Source organism: Methylobacterium phyllosphaerae (assembly GCF_001936175.1).
In the GTDB taxonomy this organism is placed as follows: Bacteria; Pseudomonadota; Alphaproteobacteria; order Rhizobiales; family Beijerinckiaceae; genus Methylobacterium; species Methylobacterium fujisawaense.
The window spans coordinates 1,981,254-1,998,144 of sequence record NZ_CP015367.1 but is presented as its reverse complement, the minus strand read 5'-3'; the positions used below and the strand labels follow the sequence as shown (position 1 = coordinate 1,998,144).

The 16,891-nt window shown below is 69.9% G+C and carries 16 protein-coding genes; 6 read left to right on the top strand and 10 right to left on the bottom strand.

Annotated elements, in window-relative coordinates:
- Positions 1 to 367: 367 nt before the first annotated feature.
- The 6 genes from MCBMB27_RS08855 to MCBMB27_RS08830 are packed head-to-tail and all read right to left on the bottom strand — an operon-like array spanning position 368 to position 5,908.
- Positions 368 to 1,489: a branched-chain amino acid ABC transporter substrate-binding protein gene (locus MCBMB27_RS08855; RefSeq protein WP_043348612.1), complete on the bottom strand. Its 1,122-nt coding sequence runs from the start codon at positions 1,487 to 1,489 to the stop codon at positions 368 to 370.
- Positions 1,490 to 1,538: 49 nt separating this feature from the next.
- Positions 1,539 to 1,907 carry a DUF6867 family protein gene (locus tag MCBMB27_RS08850; RefSeq protein ID WP_043348619.1) on the bottom strand — a complete coding sequence of 123 codons (369 nt, stop codon included), beginning with the start codon at positions 1,905 to 1,907 and terminating at the stop codon, positions 1,539 to 1,541.
- A gap of 5 nt (positions 1,908 to 1,912) precedes the next feature.
- Positions 1,913 to 2,710 carry an ABC transporter ATP-binding protein gene (locus tag MCBMB27_RS08845; RefSeq protein ID WP_043348611.1) on the bottom strand — a complete coding sequence of 266 codons (798 nt, stop codon included), beginning with the start codon at positions 2,708 to 2,710 and terminating at the stop codon, positions 1,913 to 1,915.
- Complete coding sequence (locus MCBMB27_RS08840) at positions 2,707 to 3,597, bottom strand: ABC transporter ATP-binding protein (protein WP_043757476.1); 891 nt, start codon at positions 3,595 to 3,597, stop codon at positions 2,707 to 2,709. The genes MCBMB27_RS08845 and MCBMB27_RS08840 overlap by 4 nt, the downstream gene beginning before the upstream one ends.
- Positions 3,597 to 4,991, bottom strand: coding sequence for a high-affinity branched-chain amino acid ABC transporter permease LivM (livM, locus tag MCBMB27_RS08835; protein WP_043384925.1), 1,395 nt, complete (start codon positions 4,989 to 4,991; stop codon positions 3,597 to 3,599). The genes MCBMB27_RS08840 and livM overlap by 1 nt, the downstream gene beginning before the upstream one ends.
- Entirely contained in the window at positions 4,991 to 5,908 is a 918-nt protein-coding gene (locus MCBMB27_RS08830; RefSeq protein ID WP_020094234.1) for a branched-chain amino acid ABC transporter permease, read from the bottom strand. Before MCBMB27_RS08830 ends, livM begins: the two co-directional genes overlap by 1 nt.
- Before the next feature lie 244 nt (positions 5,909 to 6,152).
- On the opposite strand from MCBMB27_RS08830, the gene MCBMB27_RS08825 reads away from it, so the two are divergent.
- The 5 genes from MCBMB27_RS08825 to MCBMB27_RS08805 all read left to right on the top strand — a co-directional run bounded on the left by MCBMB27_RS08825 (position 6,153) and on the right by MCBMB27_RS08805 (position 11,133).
- Positions 6,153 to 7,433, top strand: coding sequence for a dicarboxylate/amino acid:cation symporter (locus MCBMB27_RS08825; protein ID WP_043356732.1), 1,281 nt, complete (start codon positions 6,153 to 6,155; stop codon positions 7,431 to 7,433).
- A gap of 255 nt (positions 7,434 to 7,688) precedes the next feature.
- Positions 7,689 to 8,597 carry an amino acid ABC transporter substrate-binding protein gene (locus MCBMB27_RS08820; RefSeq protein WP_075380240.1) on the top strand — a complete coding sequence of 303 codons (909 nt, stop codon included), beginning with the start codon at positions 7,689 to 7,691 and terminating at the stop codon, positions 8,595 to 8,597.
- Positions 8,598 to 8,697: 100 nt separating this feature from the next.
- Entirely contained in the window at positions 8,698 to 9,372 is a 675-nt protein-coding gene (locus MCBMB27_RS08815) for a DUF1007 family protein (RefSeq protein WP_053608340.1), read from the top strand.
- Positions 9,363 to 10,355, top strand: a complete 993-nt coding sequence (locus MCBMB27_RS08810; RefSeq protein WP_043384916.1) for a nickel/cobalt transporter — start codon at positions 9,363 to 9,365, stop codon at positions 10,353 to 10,355. The genes MCBMB27_RS08815 and MCBMB27_RS08810 overlap by 10 nt, the downstream gene beginning before the upstream one ends.
- 61 nt (positions 10,356 to 10,416) lie before the next feature.
- The gene (locus tag MCBMB27_RS08805; RefSeq protein ID WP_043757468.1) at positions 10,417 to 11,133 is read left to right on the top strand and encodes a hypothetical protein; all 717 of its coding nucleotides are present in this window, start codon (positions 10,417 to 10,419) and stop codon (positions 11,131 to 11,133) included.
- Here the strand turns inward: MCBMB27_RS08805 and MCBMB27_RS08800 are convergent, their stop codons facing one another.
- Complete coding sequence (locus MCBMB27_RS08800; RefSeq protein WP_043384910.1) at positions 11,134 to 11,721, bottom strand: histidine phosphatase family protein; 588 nt, start codon at positions 11,719 to 11,721, stop codon at positions 11,134 to 11,136. It lies immediately after the preceding gene.
- Between the two features lie 44 nt (positions 11,722 to 11,765).
- Complete coding sequence (locus MCBMB27_RS08795) at positions 11,766 to 12,161, bottom strand: VOC family protein (protein WP_043384907.1); 396 nt, start codon at positions 12,159 to 12,161, stop codon at positions 11,766 to 11,768.
- 428 nt (positions 12,162 to 12,589) lie between these two features.
- Between MCBMB27_RS08795 and MCBMB27_RS08790 the strand changes: the two genes are divergently transcribed.
- On the top strand, positions 12,590 to 14,281 hold the full coding sequence (locus tag MCBMB27_RS08790) for a methyl-accepting chemotaxis protein (protein WP_075380239.1): 1,692 nt from the start codon (positions 12,590 to 12,592) through the stop codon (positions 14,279 to 14,281).
- A gap of 7 nt (positions 14,282 to 14,288) precedes the next feature.
- On the opposite strand, the gene recF is transcribed toward MCBMB27_RS08790, so the two are convergent.
- Both recF and dnaN read right to left on the bottom strand, forming a co-directional pair.
- Positions 14,289 to 15,443, bottom strand: a complete 1,155-nt coding sequence (recF, locus tag MCBMB27_RS08785) for a DNA replication/repair protein RecF (RefSeq protein ID WP_051045120.1) — start codon at positions 15,441 to 15,443, stop codon at positions 14,289 to 14,291.
- Between the two features lie 209 nt (positions 15,444 to 15,652).
- On the bottom strand, positions 15,653 to 16,774 hold the full coding sequence (gene dnaN / locus MCBMB27_RS08780) for a DNA polymerase III subunit beta (protein WP_043384901.1): 1,122 nt from the start codon (positions 16,772 to 16,774) through the stop codon (positions 15,653 to 15,655).
- Between the last annotated feature and the right edge of the window lie 117 nt (positions 16,775 to 16,891).

The following is a 16,891-nucleotide window of genomic DNA, read 5'->3' as shown; positions in this document are numbered from 1 at the left end:
CGAATCGTGTCGGCCGGCGGCGGGGTACGCGGGCCCGCCCGCTCGGGCGACGCCTTTGCAATGATGGTGCCGGGAGAAGGGTTGTCGTGCCGCGCAGGCCTGCGGCTGAGTACGGACACGTCGCGGCCAAGCTGCTGCGCACGTCTGCAGACGCGGTCCCTGCCGTCCCCATGGCCTCCTCCCAAGCGCTGAGCCGGCCTCACGCTCGCGCCGGCGGCATCATGCACACTTCTTAGGCGTACGCACGCGGTGCGGAGGACGGATCCGCCCGGAAAGCTGACGAATCCACGGTATAGAAAACGACGACGCCGCCCCCCGCGGTATCGGGAGACGGCGTCGGACTGGAAACCCGGTTCGTGGCCGCGGCTTACTTCGTCAGCTCATTGCCGCTGTAGTCGATCTTGCCGTCCGGCCCCTTCTTCCATTCGTACATGACGTAGTCGGGCCGGGTGATGTCGCCCTTCTTGTCGTAGGCGATCGGCCCGACCACCGTGTCCACCGGCTTGCCCTGGTGCAGCCAGTCGGCCAGCTTCTTGCCGTCGCTGGAGCCGGTCTCGGCCATCGCCTTGGCCAGGACCTGCACGGCCGCGTACGAGTAGAGCGTGTAGCCCTCCGGATCGATGTTCTTGGCCTTGAACGCGGCCAGCGCCGCCTTGGCGTTCGGGTTCTTGCGGGCGTCCGGCGGGAAGGTGGTCAGCGTGCCCTCGGCGGCGGGACCGGCGATCGCCACGAGTTCGCGGTCGACCATGCCGTCGCCGCCCATCATCGGCGCCTTCAGCCCCTGATCGCGCATCTGGCGCAGGATCAGGCCGGCCTCGGTGTAGTAGCCGCCGAAATAGACCACATCGACATTGGCCGACTTCAGCTTGGAGACGAGCGCAGAGTAGTCCTTCTCGCCCGGGTTGATGCCCTCGTACATGACCTCCTTGCCGCCCTTGGCCTTGAGCGCCTTCAGGGTCTCGTCGGCCAGCCCCTTCCCGTAGGGCGTCTTGTCGTGGACGAAGGCGATCTTCTTGCCCTTGAACTTCTCGGCCAGGTAATTGCCCGCCACTGCGCCCTGCTGGTCGTCGCGGCCGCAGGTGCGGAACGTGTTCCACATGCCGCGCTCGGTGAACTTCACGTTCGTGGAGGCCGGCGTGACCTGGATGATGCCGGCGTCGAGGTAGACGTCGGAGGCCGGGATCGACACGCCGGAATTGTAGTCGCCGACGACCATCTTCACGCCTTCACTGGCGAACTTGTTGGCCACCGAGACGCCCTGCTTCGGGTCGGAGGCGTCGTCGCCCACCGTGACGGTGAGCGTCGTGCCCTTGAGGGTACCGGCCTTGTTCAGGTCCTCGACCGCCTGGCTCGCGCCGTTCTTGAGCTGCGCGCCGATGGCGGCGCTGTTGCCGGTGATCGGCGCGGCGACGCCGAGCTTGACCTCGGCGGCCTGGGCGGCCGCCACCATCGCGCCGAGGGCGAGCCCGGCCAGCAGAATCGATCTCATCGCGTACTACCCCTAAGTGTCAGGACCGCACGTGCGGATCCGGCCGCACTCATCGGACCTCGTCCGCTTCGGGCGCCCGTGCGCGCCATGTCAGCGGTGAGGTCTTCTCGTAGAGCCAGCGGTACTGGCTCGTCATCTGGCGCGTCCGCGTGTAGCGGAAGCCCGCCGCGCCGATGATCATGACGACGACCGCGTCGACCGCATAGTAGTGCAGCGAGAGCAGCGTGCCCGAAAACAGGGCGTAGTGGATGAAGCGCACGGCAGCCGCCACCAGAAGCAGCGCCAGTGCGCAGTGCCAGAACGGCCGCCAACCCCGGGCGATGCCGCGGGCCGCCATCCAGCCGGCCCAGCCGCCCATCACCACGGTGACGAGCAGGAACAGCCAGGCCGACGGCTCCTCGTAGAGGATTCCCTGCAGCGCGCTCATGCCCCGACCGGGCCGGCATGGCCCCCTTCCAGATAGGCGGCCTTGACGTTCGGGTCGTCGAGCAGCGCGCGGCCGGTGCCGCTCATGGTGACCCGACCGTTGACCAGCACGTAGCCGCGATGGGCGAGCTTGAGGGCGTGGTAGGCATTCTGCTCGACGAGGAAGATCGTCATGCCCTCGGTCCGGTTGAGTTCCCGGATCGCGTCGAAGATGCCCTTCACCACCAGCGGCGCGAGGCCCAGCGACGGCTCGTCGAGGAGCAGCAGGCGCGGGCGGCTCATCAGCGCCCGGGCGATGGCCAGCATCTGCTGCTCGCCGCCCGACATGGTGCCGGCACGCTGGTTCAGGCGCTCCTTGACCCGCGGGAACAGGGTGCAGACCTTCTCCAGATCCTCGGCGAAGAAGCGCCCGTCATGGAGGGCGGCGCCCATCTGGAGATTCTCGTAGACCGTCATGCGCGGGAAGACCCGGCGGCCCTCCGGCGACTGGGCGATGCCGAGCCGGGCGATGGCGTGCGTCGGCATCCGGGTGATGTCGCGCCCGTCATAGGTGATCGTCCCCGAGCGCGCCTGGGGGCTGCCGAAGATCGTCATCATCAGGGTCGACTTGCCGGCGCCGTTGGCGCCGATCAGCGTGACGATCTCGCCCTCGGCGACGTCGAGATCGACGCCGCGCAGGGCGGCGACGCTGCCGTAATAGGTCGAGACGTCGCGCACCGCGAGGAGCGGCGGCTTGCGGCCCGCCTGGATCGCCCGCGTCTCCTCGACCAGGACGTTGATGCCGGCGACGCTCATGCCGAGGCTCCCGTATGGGTCTCGTCCGCGTGCGGCACGGTGATCCCGACCTCGGCCTCCACGGCCTCCACCTCTTCGTCCTCCACACCCAGATAGGCGGCGATCACCTTCGGGTCGGCCCGCACCTCGGCGGGAGAGCCGTCGGCGATCTTCACGCCGTAATCCAGCACGACCACGTGGTCGGAGATCTCCATCACCACCGACATGTCGTGCTCGATCAGCAGCACCGAGGTGTCGTGCTCGTCCCGGATGTGGCGCAGGAGGCCATTCAGCTCGGCCGATTCCCGGGGGTTGAGGCCGGCGGCCGGCTCGTCGAGGCAGAGCAGGACCGGGTCCGTACACATCGCCCGGGCGATCTCCAGGCGCCGCTGCGCGCCATAAGGCAGGGCGCCCGCCGGATCGTCGGCCCGCGCCATCAGGTCGATGCGCGTCAGCCACGCCTTGGCGCGCTCGATCGCGGCCTCCTGCGCGTCCCGGTAGGTCTTGAGGCCGAGCAAGCCCAGGATCGTGTAGCCCGAGGCGCGCATCAGGGGGGCGTGCTGGGCGACCAGAAGGTTTTCCAACACCGTCATGCCCTGGAACAGGCGGATGTTCTGAAAGGTGCGGGCCACCCGGGCGGTGCGGTTGACCTTGTGGTTGGGCAGCCGCTCTAGCAGGTGCGCGGTGCCGTCGGCATGCGCCAGCGTCAGCATGCCCTCGGTGGGCTTGTAGAAGCCGGTGATGCAGTTGAACACCGTGGTCTTGCCAGCCCCGTTCGGGCCGATCAAGGCGGTGATGTCGCCGCGCCGCGCCGCGAAGGACAGGTCGGAGACGGCGGTCAGCCCGCCGAACCGCATGGTCAGGTGCTCGACCGTGAGCACCGGGGGGGCGAGGGGTGAGGCCGCCATCAGCCGTGCCCCTCGCTCACATGGGCGCCCGAGACCGCGCGGCGCTCGCCGAGCGACACCGACGGCATGCGCTCCGAGATCAGGCCGCGCGGGCGCCAGACCATCATGGCCACCATGGCCAGCCCGAACAGGAGCAGGCGGTACTCGCTGGGATCGAACCCCTCGCCGAACACGGCCTTCAGGAAGCCGAGGTTGCGCAGCATCTCCGGCCCGCCGACCATCGCCACCGCGGCGATCGCGACGCCGACCTGACTGCCCATGCCGCCCAGCACCACGATCGCCAGGATGATGGCGCTCTCGAGGAAGTTGAAGCTCTCCGGGCTGATGAAGCCCTGGCGCACGGCGAAGAACGAGCCGGCGACGCCCCCGAAGGCCGCCCCCAGCGCGAAGGCCGTGAGCTTCGTGGCGGTGGTGTCGATGCCGAGGGAGCGGCAGGCGATCTCGTCCTCGCGCAGCGCCTCCCAGGCCCTCCCGATCGGCAGGCGGCGCAGGCGCAGGGTGACGAAGTTCGTGATCAGGGCGAGGCCGAGGATCAGGTAGTACAGGAAGACCAGCCGGTGCATCGAATCGTACGGGATGCCGAAGGTCGCCGCGAACCCGTCGTCGCCCGCCGTGAACGGGATCCCGAAGAAGGTCGCCCGCGGGATCGACGAGATGCCCGCCCCGCCGCCGGTCACGTCGGTCCAGTTGATCAGGACGAGGCGGATGATCTCGCCGAAGGCCAGGGTGACGATGGCCAGATAGTCGCCGCGCAGGCGCAGCACGGGAAAGCCCAGGATCATCCCCCACAGGCCGGCGAACAGGCCCGCCAGCGGCAGGCAGACCCAGAACGACAGGCCGAAGGTGGTCGAGAGCAGGGCGTAGGAATAGGCGCCGACCGCGTAGAAGGCGACGTAGCCGAGATCGAGGAGACCGGCGAGGCCGACCACGATGTTCAGGCCCCAGCCGAGCATCACGTAGGTGAGGATCAGGATGCCGAGGTCGATCCAGTAGCGCGCAGAGGACAGGCCGCCGGTGGCCGCCGCCGCGATCATCGGCAGCGTCAGGGCGATGCCGATGAACAGATAGAGCCCGACCTTCGAGGTCTTCTGGCCCGCATCCGGCTCGCCGTGGACCGCCTCGGTGGCCTGGGACGGGGAGGGGGTCAGCGCCCGCCGGGCGTCACGGCGCAGCAGCACGAGGCGCTGGACGAGCCGCGCCACGAAGATCGCCGCGCAGAGCGCCGCCACCAGTCCCCAGCGCGGGACGAGCACCAGCTCGGTCCCGGGCCCGGGATCGGTGCGGTAGGCGATGATCGGCACGCAGAGGCCGAAGGTGACGAGGGCGTACAGGGCGGCGTCGCGCAGGATGCCGGCCATCGCGGAGTCGGGAAGCGCAGCCTGAGAACGGGCCATCAGACTTTCTCGACCTCGGGCCGGCCCAGGATGCCCGAGGGCATGAAGATCAGGACGATCGCCAGGATCGAGAAGGCGGCGACGTCCTTGTACTCGATGGAGAAGTAGGCGGACCAGAAGGTCTCGATCAGGCCGATGATCAGGCCGCCGAGAACCGCGCCGGGCAGGGAGCCGATGCCGCCGAGCACCGCCGCCGTGAAGGCTTTCACGCCGGGCACGAACCCGTCCGAGAACGACACGACGCCGTAATACATGAGGTAGAGGACGCCGGCGACGGCCGCCAGCGCGGCGCCGAGCACGAAGGTCAGGGAGATCGTGCGGTCGACGTCGATGCCCAGCAACGCCGCCATCTTGCGGTCCTGCTCACAGGCGCGCTGCGCCCGGCCGAAGGGGGTGCGCTGGACGAGATACCAGAAGCCCGTGAGCAGCACGGCGGTGACCGCCATGATCAGAACCTGCTTCCAGGCCAGGAACACCGCGTAGCCGTCCCGCTCGAACAGGGTGATGCCCCCCGACAGCATCGGCGGCGTCGGCTTGTTGCGCGCGCCCTGCACCACCTGGACGAAGTTCGACAGGAAGATCGAGACGCCGATCGCCGAGATCAGCGGCGCCAGCCGGAACGAGCCGCGCAACGGCCGGTAGGCGACGCGCTCGATCGCCCAGCCCCACAGGGCGGTGAGCACCATGGCGACCACCAGCACCACCAGGAAGGCCAGGGCGATGGAGCTGACCCCGAGCCACACGGTCAACAGCAGGAAGGTGATCAGCGCGATGAAGCAGGAGACCATGAAGACGTCGCCGTGAGCGAAGTTCACCATGCCGATGATGCCGAACACCATCGTGTAGCCGATGGCGATCAGGCCATAGATCGAGCCGAGCGTCAGCCCGTTGATCAACTGCTGTACGAAGACGTCCATGAACTCTCGCGCGCGCAGGTTTCTCGTGCCGCCTACGGGAACCGCAGGTGGCGCGGCGGGGCAAGTCTCGTACCGCAGCCGTAGCACACCGGCCACAGGTTTCATCGCCGCCCGAGCGTCGCGCGAAAACAGTCGACCACGCCAGTAACGCGCCCCGGCCGGGCTTGCGTGCGGCGCAGTTCCTGCGACACGTTAACGAATTGAAATGCTCGATCATCCCGGGCTCAGGCGAGGAGCAGTACCGATGGCAGGGTCGAGACTCACGACGATGATCTTCGTCGGCATGCTCCTCGGAATCGCCGTTGGCTACGCCTGCAGCATCACTTGGCCCGATCCGCAGACCGCCAAGGAGATCGCCGGCTACATCGCGCTGGTCTCCGACGTGTTCCTGCGGCTGATCAAGATGATCATCGCGCCGCTGGTCTTCTCCACGCTCGTGGTCGGCATCGCGCATCTCGGGGACACCGCTGCGGTCGGCCGGGTCGGCGGCAAGGCGCTGCTCTGGTTCGTGGGCGCCTCGTTCTGCTCGCTGATGCTCGGCCTGATCATGGTCAACCTGATGCAGCCCGGCCAGAACCTGAACCTGCCGCTGCCCGATGCCGGCGCCGGGACGGGGCTCAAGGCGGCCTCGCTGTCGCTCAAGGAATTCGTGACGCACCTCGTGCCGAAGAGCGCCGTCGAGGCGATGGCCAACAACGAGATCCTGCAGATCGTGGTCTTCTCGATCTTCTTCGGCGTCGGCCTGGCATCCCTCGGCGAGAAGGGGCGCCTCCTCGCGCAGGGCATCGAGGGCCTGGCCGACGTGATGCTCAAGGTCACGGGCTACGTGATGATGTTCGCCCCCGTGGCGGTGTTCGCCGCCATCGCGGCGACGATCACCACGCAGGGCATCGGCGTGCTCGTGACCTACGGCAAGTTCCTCGTGGAGTTCTACATCGGGCTCGCCGTGCTCTGGGCGCTGCTCATGGGCGTCGGCTTCCTGATGCTCGGGGGCGGCGGCATCATGCGGCTGTTCAACCTGATCAAGGAGCCCTTCGTGCTCGCCTTCTCGACCGCGTCGAGCGAGGCGGCCTACCCGAAGATGCTGACGAACCTCGAGAAGTTCGGGGTGCCGAACCGCATCACGTCGTTCGTGCTGCCCATGGGCTACTCGTTCAACCTCGACGGCTCGATGATGTACTGTACCTTCGCGGTGATGTTCATCGCGCAGGCCTACAACATCCCGTTGAGCTGGGGTCAGCAGCTCACGATGCTGCTGCTGCTGATGGTGACGTCGAAGGGCATGGCCGGCGTGCCGCGCGCCTCGCTGGTGGTCATCTCGGCGACGCTGGCGCACTTCAACATCCCGGAGGCCGGGCTGCTGCTGATCATCGGCATCGACCAGTTCCTGGACATGGGGCGCTCGGCCACCAACGTGCTGGGCAACAGCGTCGCCACCGTGGCGGTCGCCAAGTGGGAGGGGCAGCTCACCACCACCGACCAGCGCCTCGACCATGTCGGCACCGTGGCCTCGCCGGCGGAGTAGGGGCCGGTTTTACGGGATCTGCACCCGCCGGGATGTCGGGTGCAGGGCGGCTGTCGAACCCATCCTCCTCATCCTGAGGTGACCGCGTCTGCGGGCCTCGGAGGAGGACGCCAGGGATCGCGGCGCTGACCGGAAGGCTGCTTCGAGGCTTCCGCTGCGCTTCGGCACCTCTGGATGGGGGATGGATGGGAGGGGCCGGGCGCTGGCACTCTCCCGTGCGGTGTGGCTTGTGCGGTGCGCCTGGGAGGCTCTGTGATGACGATGCGGCTCATCGCGGTTCTGGCGCTGGCGCTGGCGGGCGTGTCGCCCGCAGCCGCCGTCGAGGCGCTCACCGGCACGCTCAGGAGCGTCGCCGAGCGCGGGGAGATCGTGCTCGGCTACCGGGAGAGTTCGGTGCCGTTCTCCTTCGTGGAAGGCAAGCGGCCGGACGGCAGCCCCCGGGCGATCGGCTACGCCATCGACCTCTGCGGCGAGATCGCCGACGACGTCCAGGCGGCGATCGGCCGGCCGGTGAGGATCCGCTACGAGCCCGTCACCGCCGAGACGCGCATCCCGGCGCTCACCTCCGGCAAGATCGACCTCGAATGCGGCTCGACCACCGCCAATGCCGAGCGCCGCAGGCAGGTCGCCTTCTCGCCGGTGGATTACATCAGCGCGACGCAGCTGCTGGTGAAGCGGGGCTCGGGCGTCGCCTCCTACCGGGATCTCGGCGGCAAGACCGTGGTGGTGACAGCCGGCACAACCAACGAGAAGGCCGTGCGCGACCTCCTCGCCCGGCTGAAGATCGACGCGCAGGTGGTCACGGCGCCCGACCATGCCGCGTCCTACGCCATGGTGAAGGCCGGAAAGGCCGACGCCTTCGCCACCGACGACGTGCTGCTCTACGGGCTGATCGCCACGGACGCGCGGGACGGGGCGAACTACACGGTGCTCCCCGACAAGCTCTCCTACGAGCCCTACGGCATCATGTTCCGCAAGGACGACCCGGAGTTCGCCGGCATCGTGCAGCAGACCTTCACGCGCCTCGCCGAAAGCCGGGCGCTGCGCTGGACCTACGAGCGCTGGTTCCTCAAGCGCCTGCCCAACGGCGAGCGCCTCGACATCCCGATGTCGAACGACCTGCGGGTGAGCTTCCAATTGATGGGGCTCGACGGGGGCGAGTGAGCGTCGCACGCGACGGGGCGGCGCCTCGCTTTCGCCCAACCGGCACGCGAGGAAGATCCGGCCTGACCGTGTTCCTCCCGCCGCGAGCGTGCCTCCTTCCATGCTGATCGCCGCGCACTGCCCGAAACCGCTCGCCCTGGTGCTGGCCGCCGCCCTCGCCTGCGCCGCCTCGGGCGCTTCCGCGCACCCCCACGTCTGGGTCACCGCCAAGGCGCAGCTCGTCTACGAGGGCGGAAAGCTCGTGGGCGTCCGCGACACGTGGAGCTTCGACCCCGAATACACGGCCTTCGTGACCCAGGGCCTCGACACCAACAAGGACGGCAAGCTCAGCCCGGAGGAGCTTGCCGGGCTCGCGGCCGAGAACACCGCCAACCTCGCCGAGTTCGGCTACTTCACGAAGCTGAAGGTCGGCGGCAAGGAGCAGGCCTTCAGCGATCCGAAGGAGCCGGCAGCCCATATGGAGGACAAGGCGCTGGTCATGACCTTCCTGCTGCCCCTGAAGACGCCGGTCCAGCAGGGGCGGGGCGTGGCTGCGCTGGAGGTCTACGACCCGACCTATTTCGTCGCCTTCTCGTTCGCCGAGGGGACCGACGCCGCGACCCTCGCGGGAGCGCCGCAGGGCTGCGCCGCCACGGTGACCCGCCCGAAGACCGAGCAGCCGAAGACGGCCGATGCCGGATCCCCGGGGATGACCGAGGCCTTCTTCGAGGCGCTCACCGCCGCCTCGACCTACGGGGTGCAGTTCGCCAGCCGGGTTCTCGTGGCATGTCCGTAGGGATCGGGATCGTCGCCCCCGCCGGGGCGGGACGGCTGGGGCTGAGGCTCGGCCTCATGGCGCTGGCCATCGGGCTGGCCGCGCTCCTGGCGGCCGGGATCGCGTGGCTCGTCGCGCCCGGCCTCTCCGCGCCGCCGCCGCGCTCGCCCTTCGGGATCGGCTTCCGGGAGGCTGCCCCGTCCGCCACGGGGATCGGCGGGGTGATCCTGGCGCTGCAGGCGAGCTTTTCCCGCAGCCTGAACGCGGCGGTCGGCGCGCTGCGGGGCGGCGGCAGCTGGGGCCCGCTGGTCGGCCTCGCCTTCGCGTACGGCGTGTTCCATGCCGCCGGTCCCGGCCACGGCAAGGCGGTGATCGCCGGCTACATCCTGGCGGGGGAGCGGGCGCTCCGGCGCGGCGCCGCGCTGAGCCTCTGCGCCGCGCTGCTCCAGGCCTGCATGGCCGGGGCGATCGTCGGCCTCGGCACCCTGGTCCTCAACGCCACGGCGGCGAGCATCACCCGGGCCGGCACCCTGATCGAGACCGTGAGCTTCGCCCTCGTCGCCCTGATCGGGCTGGTGCTGACGTGGCGCAAGGCCGGACGCCTCGCGACCCTCGGTGCGGGCTGCGGCCCGGGCTGCAACCACCTGCCCGGGCCGCAGGCCCTCGACACCCTCGACACGTGGCGCGAGCGGGCCGGGGTGGTGCTGGCGGCGGGCACGCGCCCCTGCGCCGGCGCGGTTCTGGTCCTGGTCTTCGCGGTGTCGCAGGGCGTGCCCGGGGCGGGCGTGCTGGCGGTTCTGGCGATGGCCCTCGGCACCGCCCTGACCACGACGGCGCTGGCCTGCCTCGCGGTCTTCGCCAAGCGCGCGGCCCTGCGCCTCGCCGGCGGCCGGGGACAGGCGGGCCTCCTGGCGCTCGGCGGCCTCGAACTCGTCGCCGCCGCCTTCGTGCTGGTTCTGGGAGCCGCCATGCTCTCCGGCCTCGCGCCCGGGCTCGGCGGCTGAAGGGCCTCGCCATCCGGGGCGCGGCGTGCCACGCTGCGCACCCGAGACGGAGCGCGCGCTGATGCATCCCGATTTCGAGACGATCCTGAACTGGCGTCTGCTCGCCGGATCGCATCCCTTCCCCGGCCCGGACGGCGGGACCTGCATCAACGAGGCCGCGATCGTGGCCGCGGGCCTGCCCTACCGGGCGATCCGCTCCAGCGCCGATTGCCCGCCCTGCTTCTCCAGGCCGGTCGCCGCCTACGCCCTCGGGCTCAACGACACCATGCCGGACGAGGCGCGCCCCCAGCTGATGGCCTTCGTGCTGCGGCTGTCGGGCAGCGCCGACGCTCCGGAGATCGAGGCCGCCCGCACCCGGACGCTGGCGCTGGAGAGTGTCCGCCGCATCCTGGCGCCGCTCTGCGCCGTCGCCGGCATGGTCGAGGACGCGAAGGCCTGCATCGGCGCGCCGGACTGGCCCGCGGCCCTGGCGGCGGCGAACGCGGCCGCGTGGCGGGGCGGGGCGCGTTCGCAGGCGGCGGCCGAGGCGCGGCGCTGGCGCGAGGGCGCGCTCACCGCGGCGGTGTCCCGCACCGCGACGGCGGCACAACGCGCGGGCACGGATGCACGCTGCGCCGCGGAGGTGGCCGAAGGCGCCGCGCCCTTCGTGGCCGGGACCTGGAGCCAGGCCTGCGCGATCCTCGACGAGGCGCTCGCCATCGGCCGACAGGCTCCGGAGATCGCGCTCGTCGGCGCCCGTCAGCGCATGGACGCCGCGCGGACCGGGGCGCTGGCCTGATCAGGCCGCCGCGGGCGCCGCCTCGAGATCCAGCTCGATGGAGCCGCAATTCTCCAGGAACGTGCCGGTGAGGTGGTAGAAGAACGTGCCGTGCCCGACCACCGCGATGGTGGCTTCCGGCCGGGCCCGCAGCCAGTCGCGGAACGCCGCGACCCGGGCGTCGAACAGGGGGCGCGGCTCCACCGGGTAGCCGCCGACCTCGCAGCCCGGCTCCGCATGCCACCAGACCTCGGGCAGGTGCCCGACATCGAGGTGCGGGAACTCCGCGGCGATCTCCGAGGCCGCCCGGCCGACGTCGCAGCTGCTCTCCTGGCATTCCCGGTGCAGCACCTCGACGAGGACGCGCGGCCGGCGCGGATGGTCGCCGAACAGGATCGCGGCGGTCTCGATCGCCCGGGTCAGGGGCGAGACCACCACCAGATCGAAGGGGACCGACCGGAGCCGGTCCCGCGCGGCCCGGGCCTGGGCGTGGCCCAGCTCGGTCAGGCGCGCGTCGAGGAGGCCGGGATCGCCGCCCCCATGCCTGTGCGCGGCGTTGAACGTGGATTGCCCGTGGCGGATGCAGACGATGCGGGTCTTGTCCTGCATGGATCTCGGATGCGTGTCGGGGAGGGCGGGGTGCACGGGACCGGTCAGAGGAAGCGGCCGCCGCGCTGGATGACCTCGATTTTGTAGCCGTCCGGATCGGTGGCGAAGAAGAACCGCGCCAGCACGTCATCCCCGTGTTTGAGCGTCTTGACGTCGGTGGCCGTGAAGCCTTCGCGCCGGTGCCGGGCGTGCTCGGCCTCCACGTCGTCGACCACGAAGGCGATGTGCCCGTAGCCGTCGCCGAGATCGTAGGGCTTGTCGCGGCCCTTGTTCACCGTGAGCTCCAGTTCGAACGGCGAGGCCGGATCCCGCATGTAGACGAGGGTGAAGTCCGGGAAGTCGAACCGGTCGGAGACCTCCAGGCCGAAGGCGCGGGCATAGTAGTCGCGCGCGCGCTCCTCCTCGAGGACGCGGATCATGGCGTGGACGGGCTTGGACATATGCTGTGGGTTCCGTGAGCGGGCGGGCGGCGCGCCGGGCCTCCTATGTGGCGCCCGACCCACGTGCCGAAAAGGGCCGGCCCCGACTGCAGATCCGCGGCCCCGATGGTGTCCGGCGCCGCACCCTCGGAGGGTCGGCGTCACCGGACGCGGGGAAACCGGCAGGACATCATCCGGGCTTTTCAACCGCCAATTCGCGCGTTTGGCCAGCCAATTCGCTTTGGATTTGTCTTTCTCGATGTCCTATTCGAGAAAAGATTAGTGATATTCGACAACATCGCCATCTATAAAGTTTCAATCTCAAATCTGCCGATGTTTGTATCTTGATAACACCATCGTATTAATAGATTTTTTACGTATGATGCTTACAAATGCTTCGGGATCGATTATTTCACAGACCAACCAGTCCGATCGGGTGCACGACCGCCATGTTACGCTTGTCCAACATTAAGGTTCTGCCGAAACTGGTGGCCGTGATTACCCTGATCATCACGATCGTCGGCGGATGCATCTGGTATGCACAGGCACAGATGACCAAGATCGACGACGGGTACAGCCACTTCATCGTCAACGAGGCGGCCGCCGTCGCCGAGGCGCGCCGGCTCAACCGCCTGATGATCGAGCTCAATTACTACGTGTACCGGGTCATAGCGGAGACCGAGCCGTCCCAGATGCAGAATGCCAACAAGGGCTTCGAGGCCGTCCTGCCTGAGGTGAAGGCACTGCTGCCGGTCTTCCGGTCGCACGCACCGAGCTTCGCGGCGCGCATCGACGAGCAGGCGGCACGCATGGAGCGCTACATCCGGGACGTCAGCGAGGTTCGCCGGCTCGGCACTTCCAACCAGAACGACCAAGCCATCGCGCTGGTCCACTCGGCGATCGACCCGGTCTTTTCCGGCATGCTCGCGGACGGCAACAGGCTCGCCGAAGACATCAGCGCTTACATGGCGAAGGGCTCGGACGACCTGACCGACCAGACCAACGACACCCGCCGCGCCCTGATGACCGTCAGCGCCCTCGGGCTGCTCGCCGGACTGATCGCGGCCGTGTTCGTCGCGACGGTCGGCATCACTCGCCCGCTCGATCGTTTGGTCATGGTCCTGCAGCGGATGGCGCAGGGCGAGATCGACGCCGAGATCAAGGAGGCGGCGCGCAAGGACGAGGTCGGCGCCGTCGGCAAGGCGGTGGAGGGCATCAAGGCCATGGTCGCCCGCAAGGCCGCCGAGGAGGCCGAGGTCAAGCGGCTTGCCGACGAGGCCGCGGCCGCCGAGCGCAGGCGCACCATGCTGGAGCTGGCGGACGGGTTCGAGCGGGCGGTCGGCAGCATCGTCGGGATGGTCTCGTCCTCGGCCACCGAACTCCAGGCCACCGCCCAGACCATGACGGCGAGCGCCACCGAGACGGCCAGCCAGTCCACCACCGTGGCCGCCGCCGCCGAGGAAGCTTCCGCCAATGTCCAGACCGTGGCGGCCGCCGCGGAGGAACTGGGCTCGTCGGTGCAGGAGATCGGCCGGCAGGTTTCCGGCTCGGCCCAGCTCGCCCAGTCGGCGGTGGGCGAGGCCGATCAGACGCAGCATCTCGTCCAGGCGCTGAGCCAAGCCTCGGCCCGCATCGGCGACATGGTCGGGCTGATCTCGACCATCGCCGGGCAGACCAACCTGCTCGCGCTCAACGCGACGATCGAGGCGGCCCGCGCGGGGGATGCCGGCCGCGGCTTTGCGGTGGTCGCCGCCGAGGTCAAGGAACTCGCCGCCCAGACCGCACGGGCCACCGAGGAGATCAGCCAGCAGATCGGACAGATCCAGGGCGTCACCGGCCAGGCGGTCACGGCCATCGAGACGATCGCCAGCCGCATCCGCGAGATCGACGGGGTGGCCACCACCATCGCGGCGGCCGTCGAGGAGCAGGGTGCGGCGACGCAGGAGATCGTCCGCAACGTCTCCCAGGCCGCGGCCGGAACCGACGAGGTGACCAGCAACATCACCGGCGTCGCCAGAGCCTCCGAGGAAACCGGCGCGGCCGCCGCCCAGGTGCTGGGCGCGGCGGGCGAGCTGTCGCGCCAGTCCGAGCATCTCGGGGCGGAGGTCGCCCGCTTCCTGAGCACGGTGCGGGCGGCCTGAGGCCGCCTCAGGCCCCGATCCGCAACACCTCGGTCCGTGCGCCGGCCTGGGCGAAGGCGTCCGGGTCGGCACCGGTCATCCAGACCTGCCCCGGGAGTGCCTCCAGGGCCTCGAACAGGCCGGCCCGGCGGCGGGGGTCGAGATGGGCCGCCACCTCGTCGAGGAGGATCAGCGGGGCGATGCCGCTCATGGCGCGCACGAGCCGCGCATGGGCGAGCACGAGCCCGATCAAGAGCGCCTTCTGCTCCCCCGTGGACGCCGTGCCCGCGGGCACGTCCTTGGGACCGTGGCGGACCACGAGGTCGCTGCTCTGCGGCCCGATCAGGGTGCGCCCGGCGGCCCGGTCCCGGTGGCGACCGTTGCGCAGGGCGAGGCGGTAGCGGTCCTCCGCCTCGATGGCCGGCCAGACCGCGACGAGATCGTCGAGATCGCCTTCGAGCCGGATGGAGGCCCAGGGGAAGGGCTGCGCGTCGTCCCGGGTCTCGGCGATCAGCCGGTCGAGGCGCTCGGCGGTCTCGCGCCGGGCGAGGGCCACGGCGACGCCCAGCTCGGCGACCTCCCGCTCCACCGCGTCGAGCCAGCGGTCGTCGTCGGGGCGCTCGTCCAGCAGGCGGTTGCGCGAGCGCAGGGCCCGCTCCATCGCGGAGACCCGGGCGCCGTGCGCGGCATCGACGGCCAGCACGAGACGGTCGAGGAACCGCCGCCGGTCCCCGGCCGCGCCGCGGAACAGCCCGTCGAGGTCGGGGGTCAGCCAGACCACCCGCAGGAACTCGCTGAACGCCACCGGCGAGGCGGCGGTGGCGCCGTCGATCCGGCAGAGCCGGCTCGTCCGCCCGTCGGGGCCCGGCGGCTCCAGCCCCGTGCCGAGTCGGTGCTCGGAGCCCTCTCGATCGAGGGTGAGGGACACGGCGAAGCCCCCCGGACCGCCGTTGCGCGCCATCGCGGCGAATTCCGCCCGGCGCAGGCCCCTTCCCGGCACGAACAGCGAGATCGCCTCGAGCAGGTTGGTCTTGCCCGCGCCGTTCTCCCCGACCAGCGCCACGAACCGCGCCCCGGGGGTGAGCTCGAGATCGGCGTGGTTGCGGAAATCACGGGCGATCAGGCGTGTGACGCGCAGATCCGACCCGTTGGGCTCGACCCGCGGATCGAGGACATCGCTCATCGGGGAACCCGGAGGTCGAGCCGCACCGCGCTCAACCGTCCCTTCTTGTCTGACATCCCATCCAACTACCGCATCCCGAGGTGCCCGCGTCGGCGGCCCTCGAAGGAGTGCTCCAGAACCCGTGTCGCCATCTGGAGACCTCCTGCGAGGCCTCCGCTACGCTCCGGCACCTCAGGGCGAGGGCAGGACCAGGACGTGCCGCGGCAGACTCACACCCGCATCGGCATCAGCACGTACAGCGCCGGCGCGCCCTCGCGATCCTGGATCAGGGTCGGGGAGCCCGGGTCGGCGAGCTTGAACAAGGCGGTGTCGCCCTCGAGCTGCGCGGTGATGTCGAGCAGGTAGCGGGCGTTGAAGCCGATATCGAGGTTGGCGGCCTCGTAGTCGACATCGAGCTCCTCGGTGGCGCTGCCCGAATCCGGGTTGTTCACCGAGAGCGCGAGGCGCCCCTCGGCGAGCCCGAGCTTCACCGCGCGCCCGCGCTCCGACGAGATCGTCGAGACCCGGTCCACCGCCTTGGCGAAGGCGTCGCGCTCCACGGTCAGCCGCTTGTCGTTGTTGGCCGGGATCACCCGCTGGTAATCCGGGAAGGTGCCGTCGATCAGCTTGGAGATGAGGGTCAGGCCACCCGCGAAGCGCAGGCGGATCTTGGCGGGCGACAGGTCGACCGCGACGGTCTCGCCGCCGTCGTCAAGGAGCTTCTGGATCTCGGCGACCGCCTTGCGGGGCACGATCACCCCCGGCATGCCGACACTGCCCTGCGGGGCCGGGATCTCGACGCGGGCGAGCCGGTGGCCGTCGGTGGCCACGGCCCGCATCACGGGTCCGCCCTCGGTCTCCAGCGTGTGCAGGTAGATGCCGTTGAGGTAGTAGCGGGTCTCCTCGGTGGAGATCGCGAACTGGGTCTTCTCGATCAGCCGCTTCAGGTCGGCGGCGGCGATCTCGAAGCCGTGCGGCATCTCGCCGGCGGCAAGATCCGGGAAGTCGCCCTCCGGCAGGGCGCCGAGGGCGAAGCGCGAGCGTCCGGACCGGATCGTCATCTGGCCGGACTCGCCGCCGGTCTCCAGGGAGACCTGCGCGCCGTCGGGGAGCTTGCGCACGATGTCGTAGATTACGTGCGCCGGCACCGTGGTGGCGCCGGCATCCGCCACGTCGGCCGGCACGCTCTCGGTCACCTCGATGTCGAGATCCGTCGCCCGCAGCTGGAGCCCCGAGCCTTCCGCCCGCAGGAGCACGTTCGACAGGATCGGGATCGTGTTGCGGCGCTCGACGACCCGGTGCACGTGGCCGAGCGACCTGAGTAGGGCCGCGCGCTCGACAGTGACTCTCATCGCAATACTCAAGTGATGTGGACGGCGCCGCGGCCGGCAGCCGTCGCGGAATATGGCCGTTCAGCTTGGCGAACGGGACCGGGGAACGCAAGGCCGCCGCTGGTGCGCCGCACAGCG

Excerpts from the sequence above, each read along its gene's own strand:
- MCBMB27_RS08855 (WP_043348612.1), bottom strand. The coding sequence starts at position 1,489 with ATGAGATCGATTCTGCTGGCCGGGCTCGCCCTCGGCGCGATGGTGGCG.
- MCBMB27_RS08845 (WP_043348611.1), bottom strand. The coding sequence starts at position 2,710 with ATGAGCGTCGCCGGCATCAACGTCCTGGTCGAGGAGACGCGGGCGATC.
- MCBMB27_RS08840 (WP_043757476.1), bottom strand. The coding sequence starts at position 3,597 with ATGGCGGCCTCACCCCTCGCCCCCCCGGTGCTCACGGTCGAGCACCTG.
- livM (WP_043384925.1), bottom strand. The coding sequence starts at position 4,991 with ATGGCCCGTTCTCAGGCTGCGCTTCCCGACTCCGCGATGGCCGGCATC.
- MCBMB27_RS08830 (WP_020094234.1), bottom strand. The coding sequence starts at position 5,908 with ATGGACGTCTTCGTACAGCAGTTGATCAACGGGCTGACGCTCGGCTCG.
- MCBMB27_RS08825 (WP_043356732.1), top strand. The coding sequence starts at position 6,153 with ATGGCAGGGTCGAGACTCACGACGATGATCTTCGTCGGCATGCTCCTC.
- MCBMB27_RS08820 (WP_075380240.1), top strand. The coding sequence starts at position 7,689 with ATGACGATGCGGCTCATCGCGGTTCTGGCGCTGGCGCTGGCGGGCGTG.
- MCBMB27_RS08815 (WP_053608340.1), top strand. The coding sequence starts at position 8,698 with ATGCTGATCGCCGCGCACTGCCCGAAACCGCTCGCCCTGGTGCTGGCC.
- MCBMB27_RS08810 (WP_043384916.1), top strand. The coding sequence starts at position 9,363 with ATGTCCGTAGGGATCGGGATCGTCGCCCCCGCCGGGGCGGGACGGCTG.
- MCBMB27_RS08805 (WP_043757468.1), top strand. The coding sequence starts at position 10,417 with ATGCATCCCGATTTCGAGACGATCCTGAACTGGCGTCTGCTCGCCGGA.
- MCBMB27_RS08800 (WP_043384910.1), bottom strand. The coding sequence starts at position 11,721 with ATGCAGGACAAGACCCGCATCGTCTGCATCCGCCACGGGCAATCCACG.
- MCBMB27_RS08795 (WP_043384907.1), bottom strand. The coding sequence starts at position 12,161 with ATGTCCAAGCCCGTCCACGCCATGATCCGCGTCCTCGAGGAGGAGCGC.
- MCBMB27_RS08790 (WP_075380239.1), top strand. The coding sequence starts at position 12,590 with ATGTTACGCTTGTCCAACATTAAGGTTCTGCCGAAACTGGTGGCCGTG.
- recF (WP_051045120.1), bottom strand. The coding sequence starts at position 15,443 with ATGAGCGATGTCCTCGATCCGCGGGTCGAGCCCAACGGGTCGGATCTG.
- dnaN (WP_043384901.1), bottom strand. The coding sequence starts at position 16,774 with ATGAGAGTCACTGTCGAGCGCGCGGCCCTACTCAGGTCGCTCGGCCAC.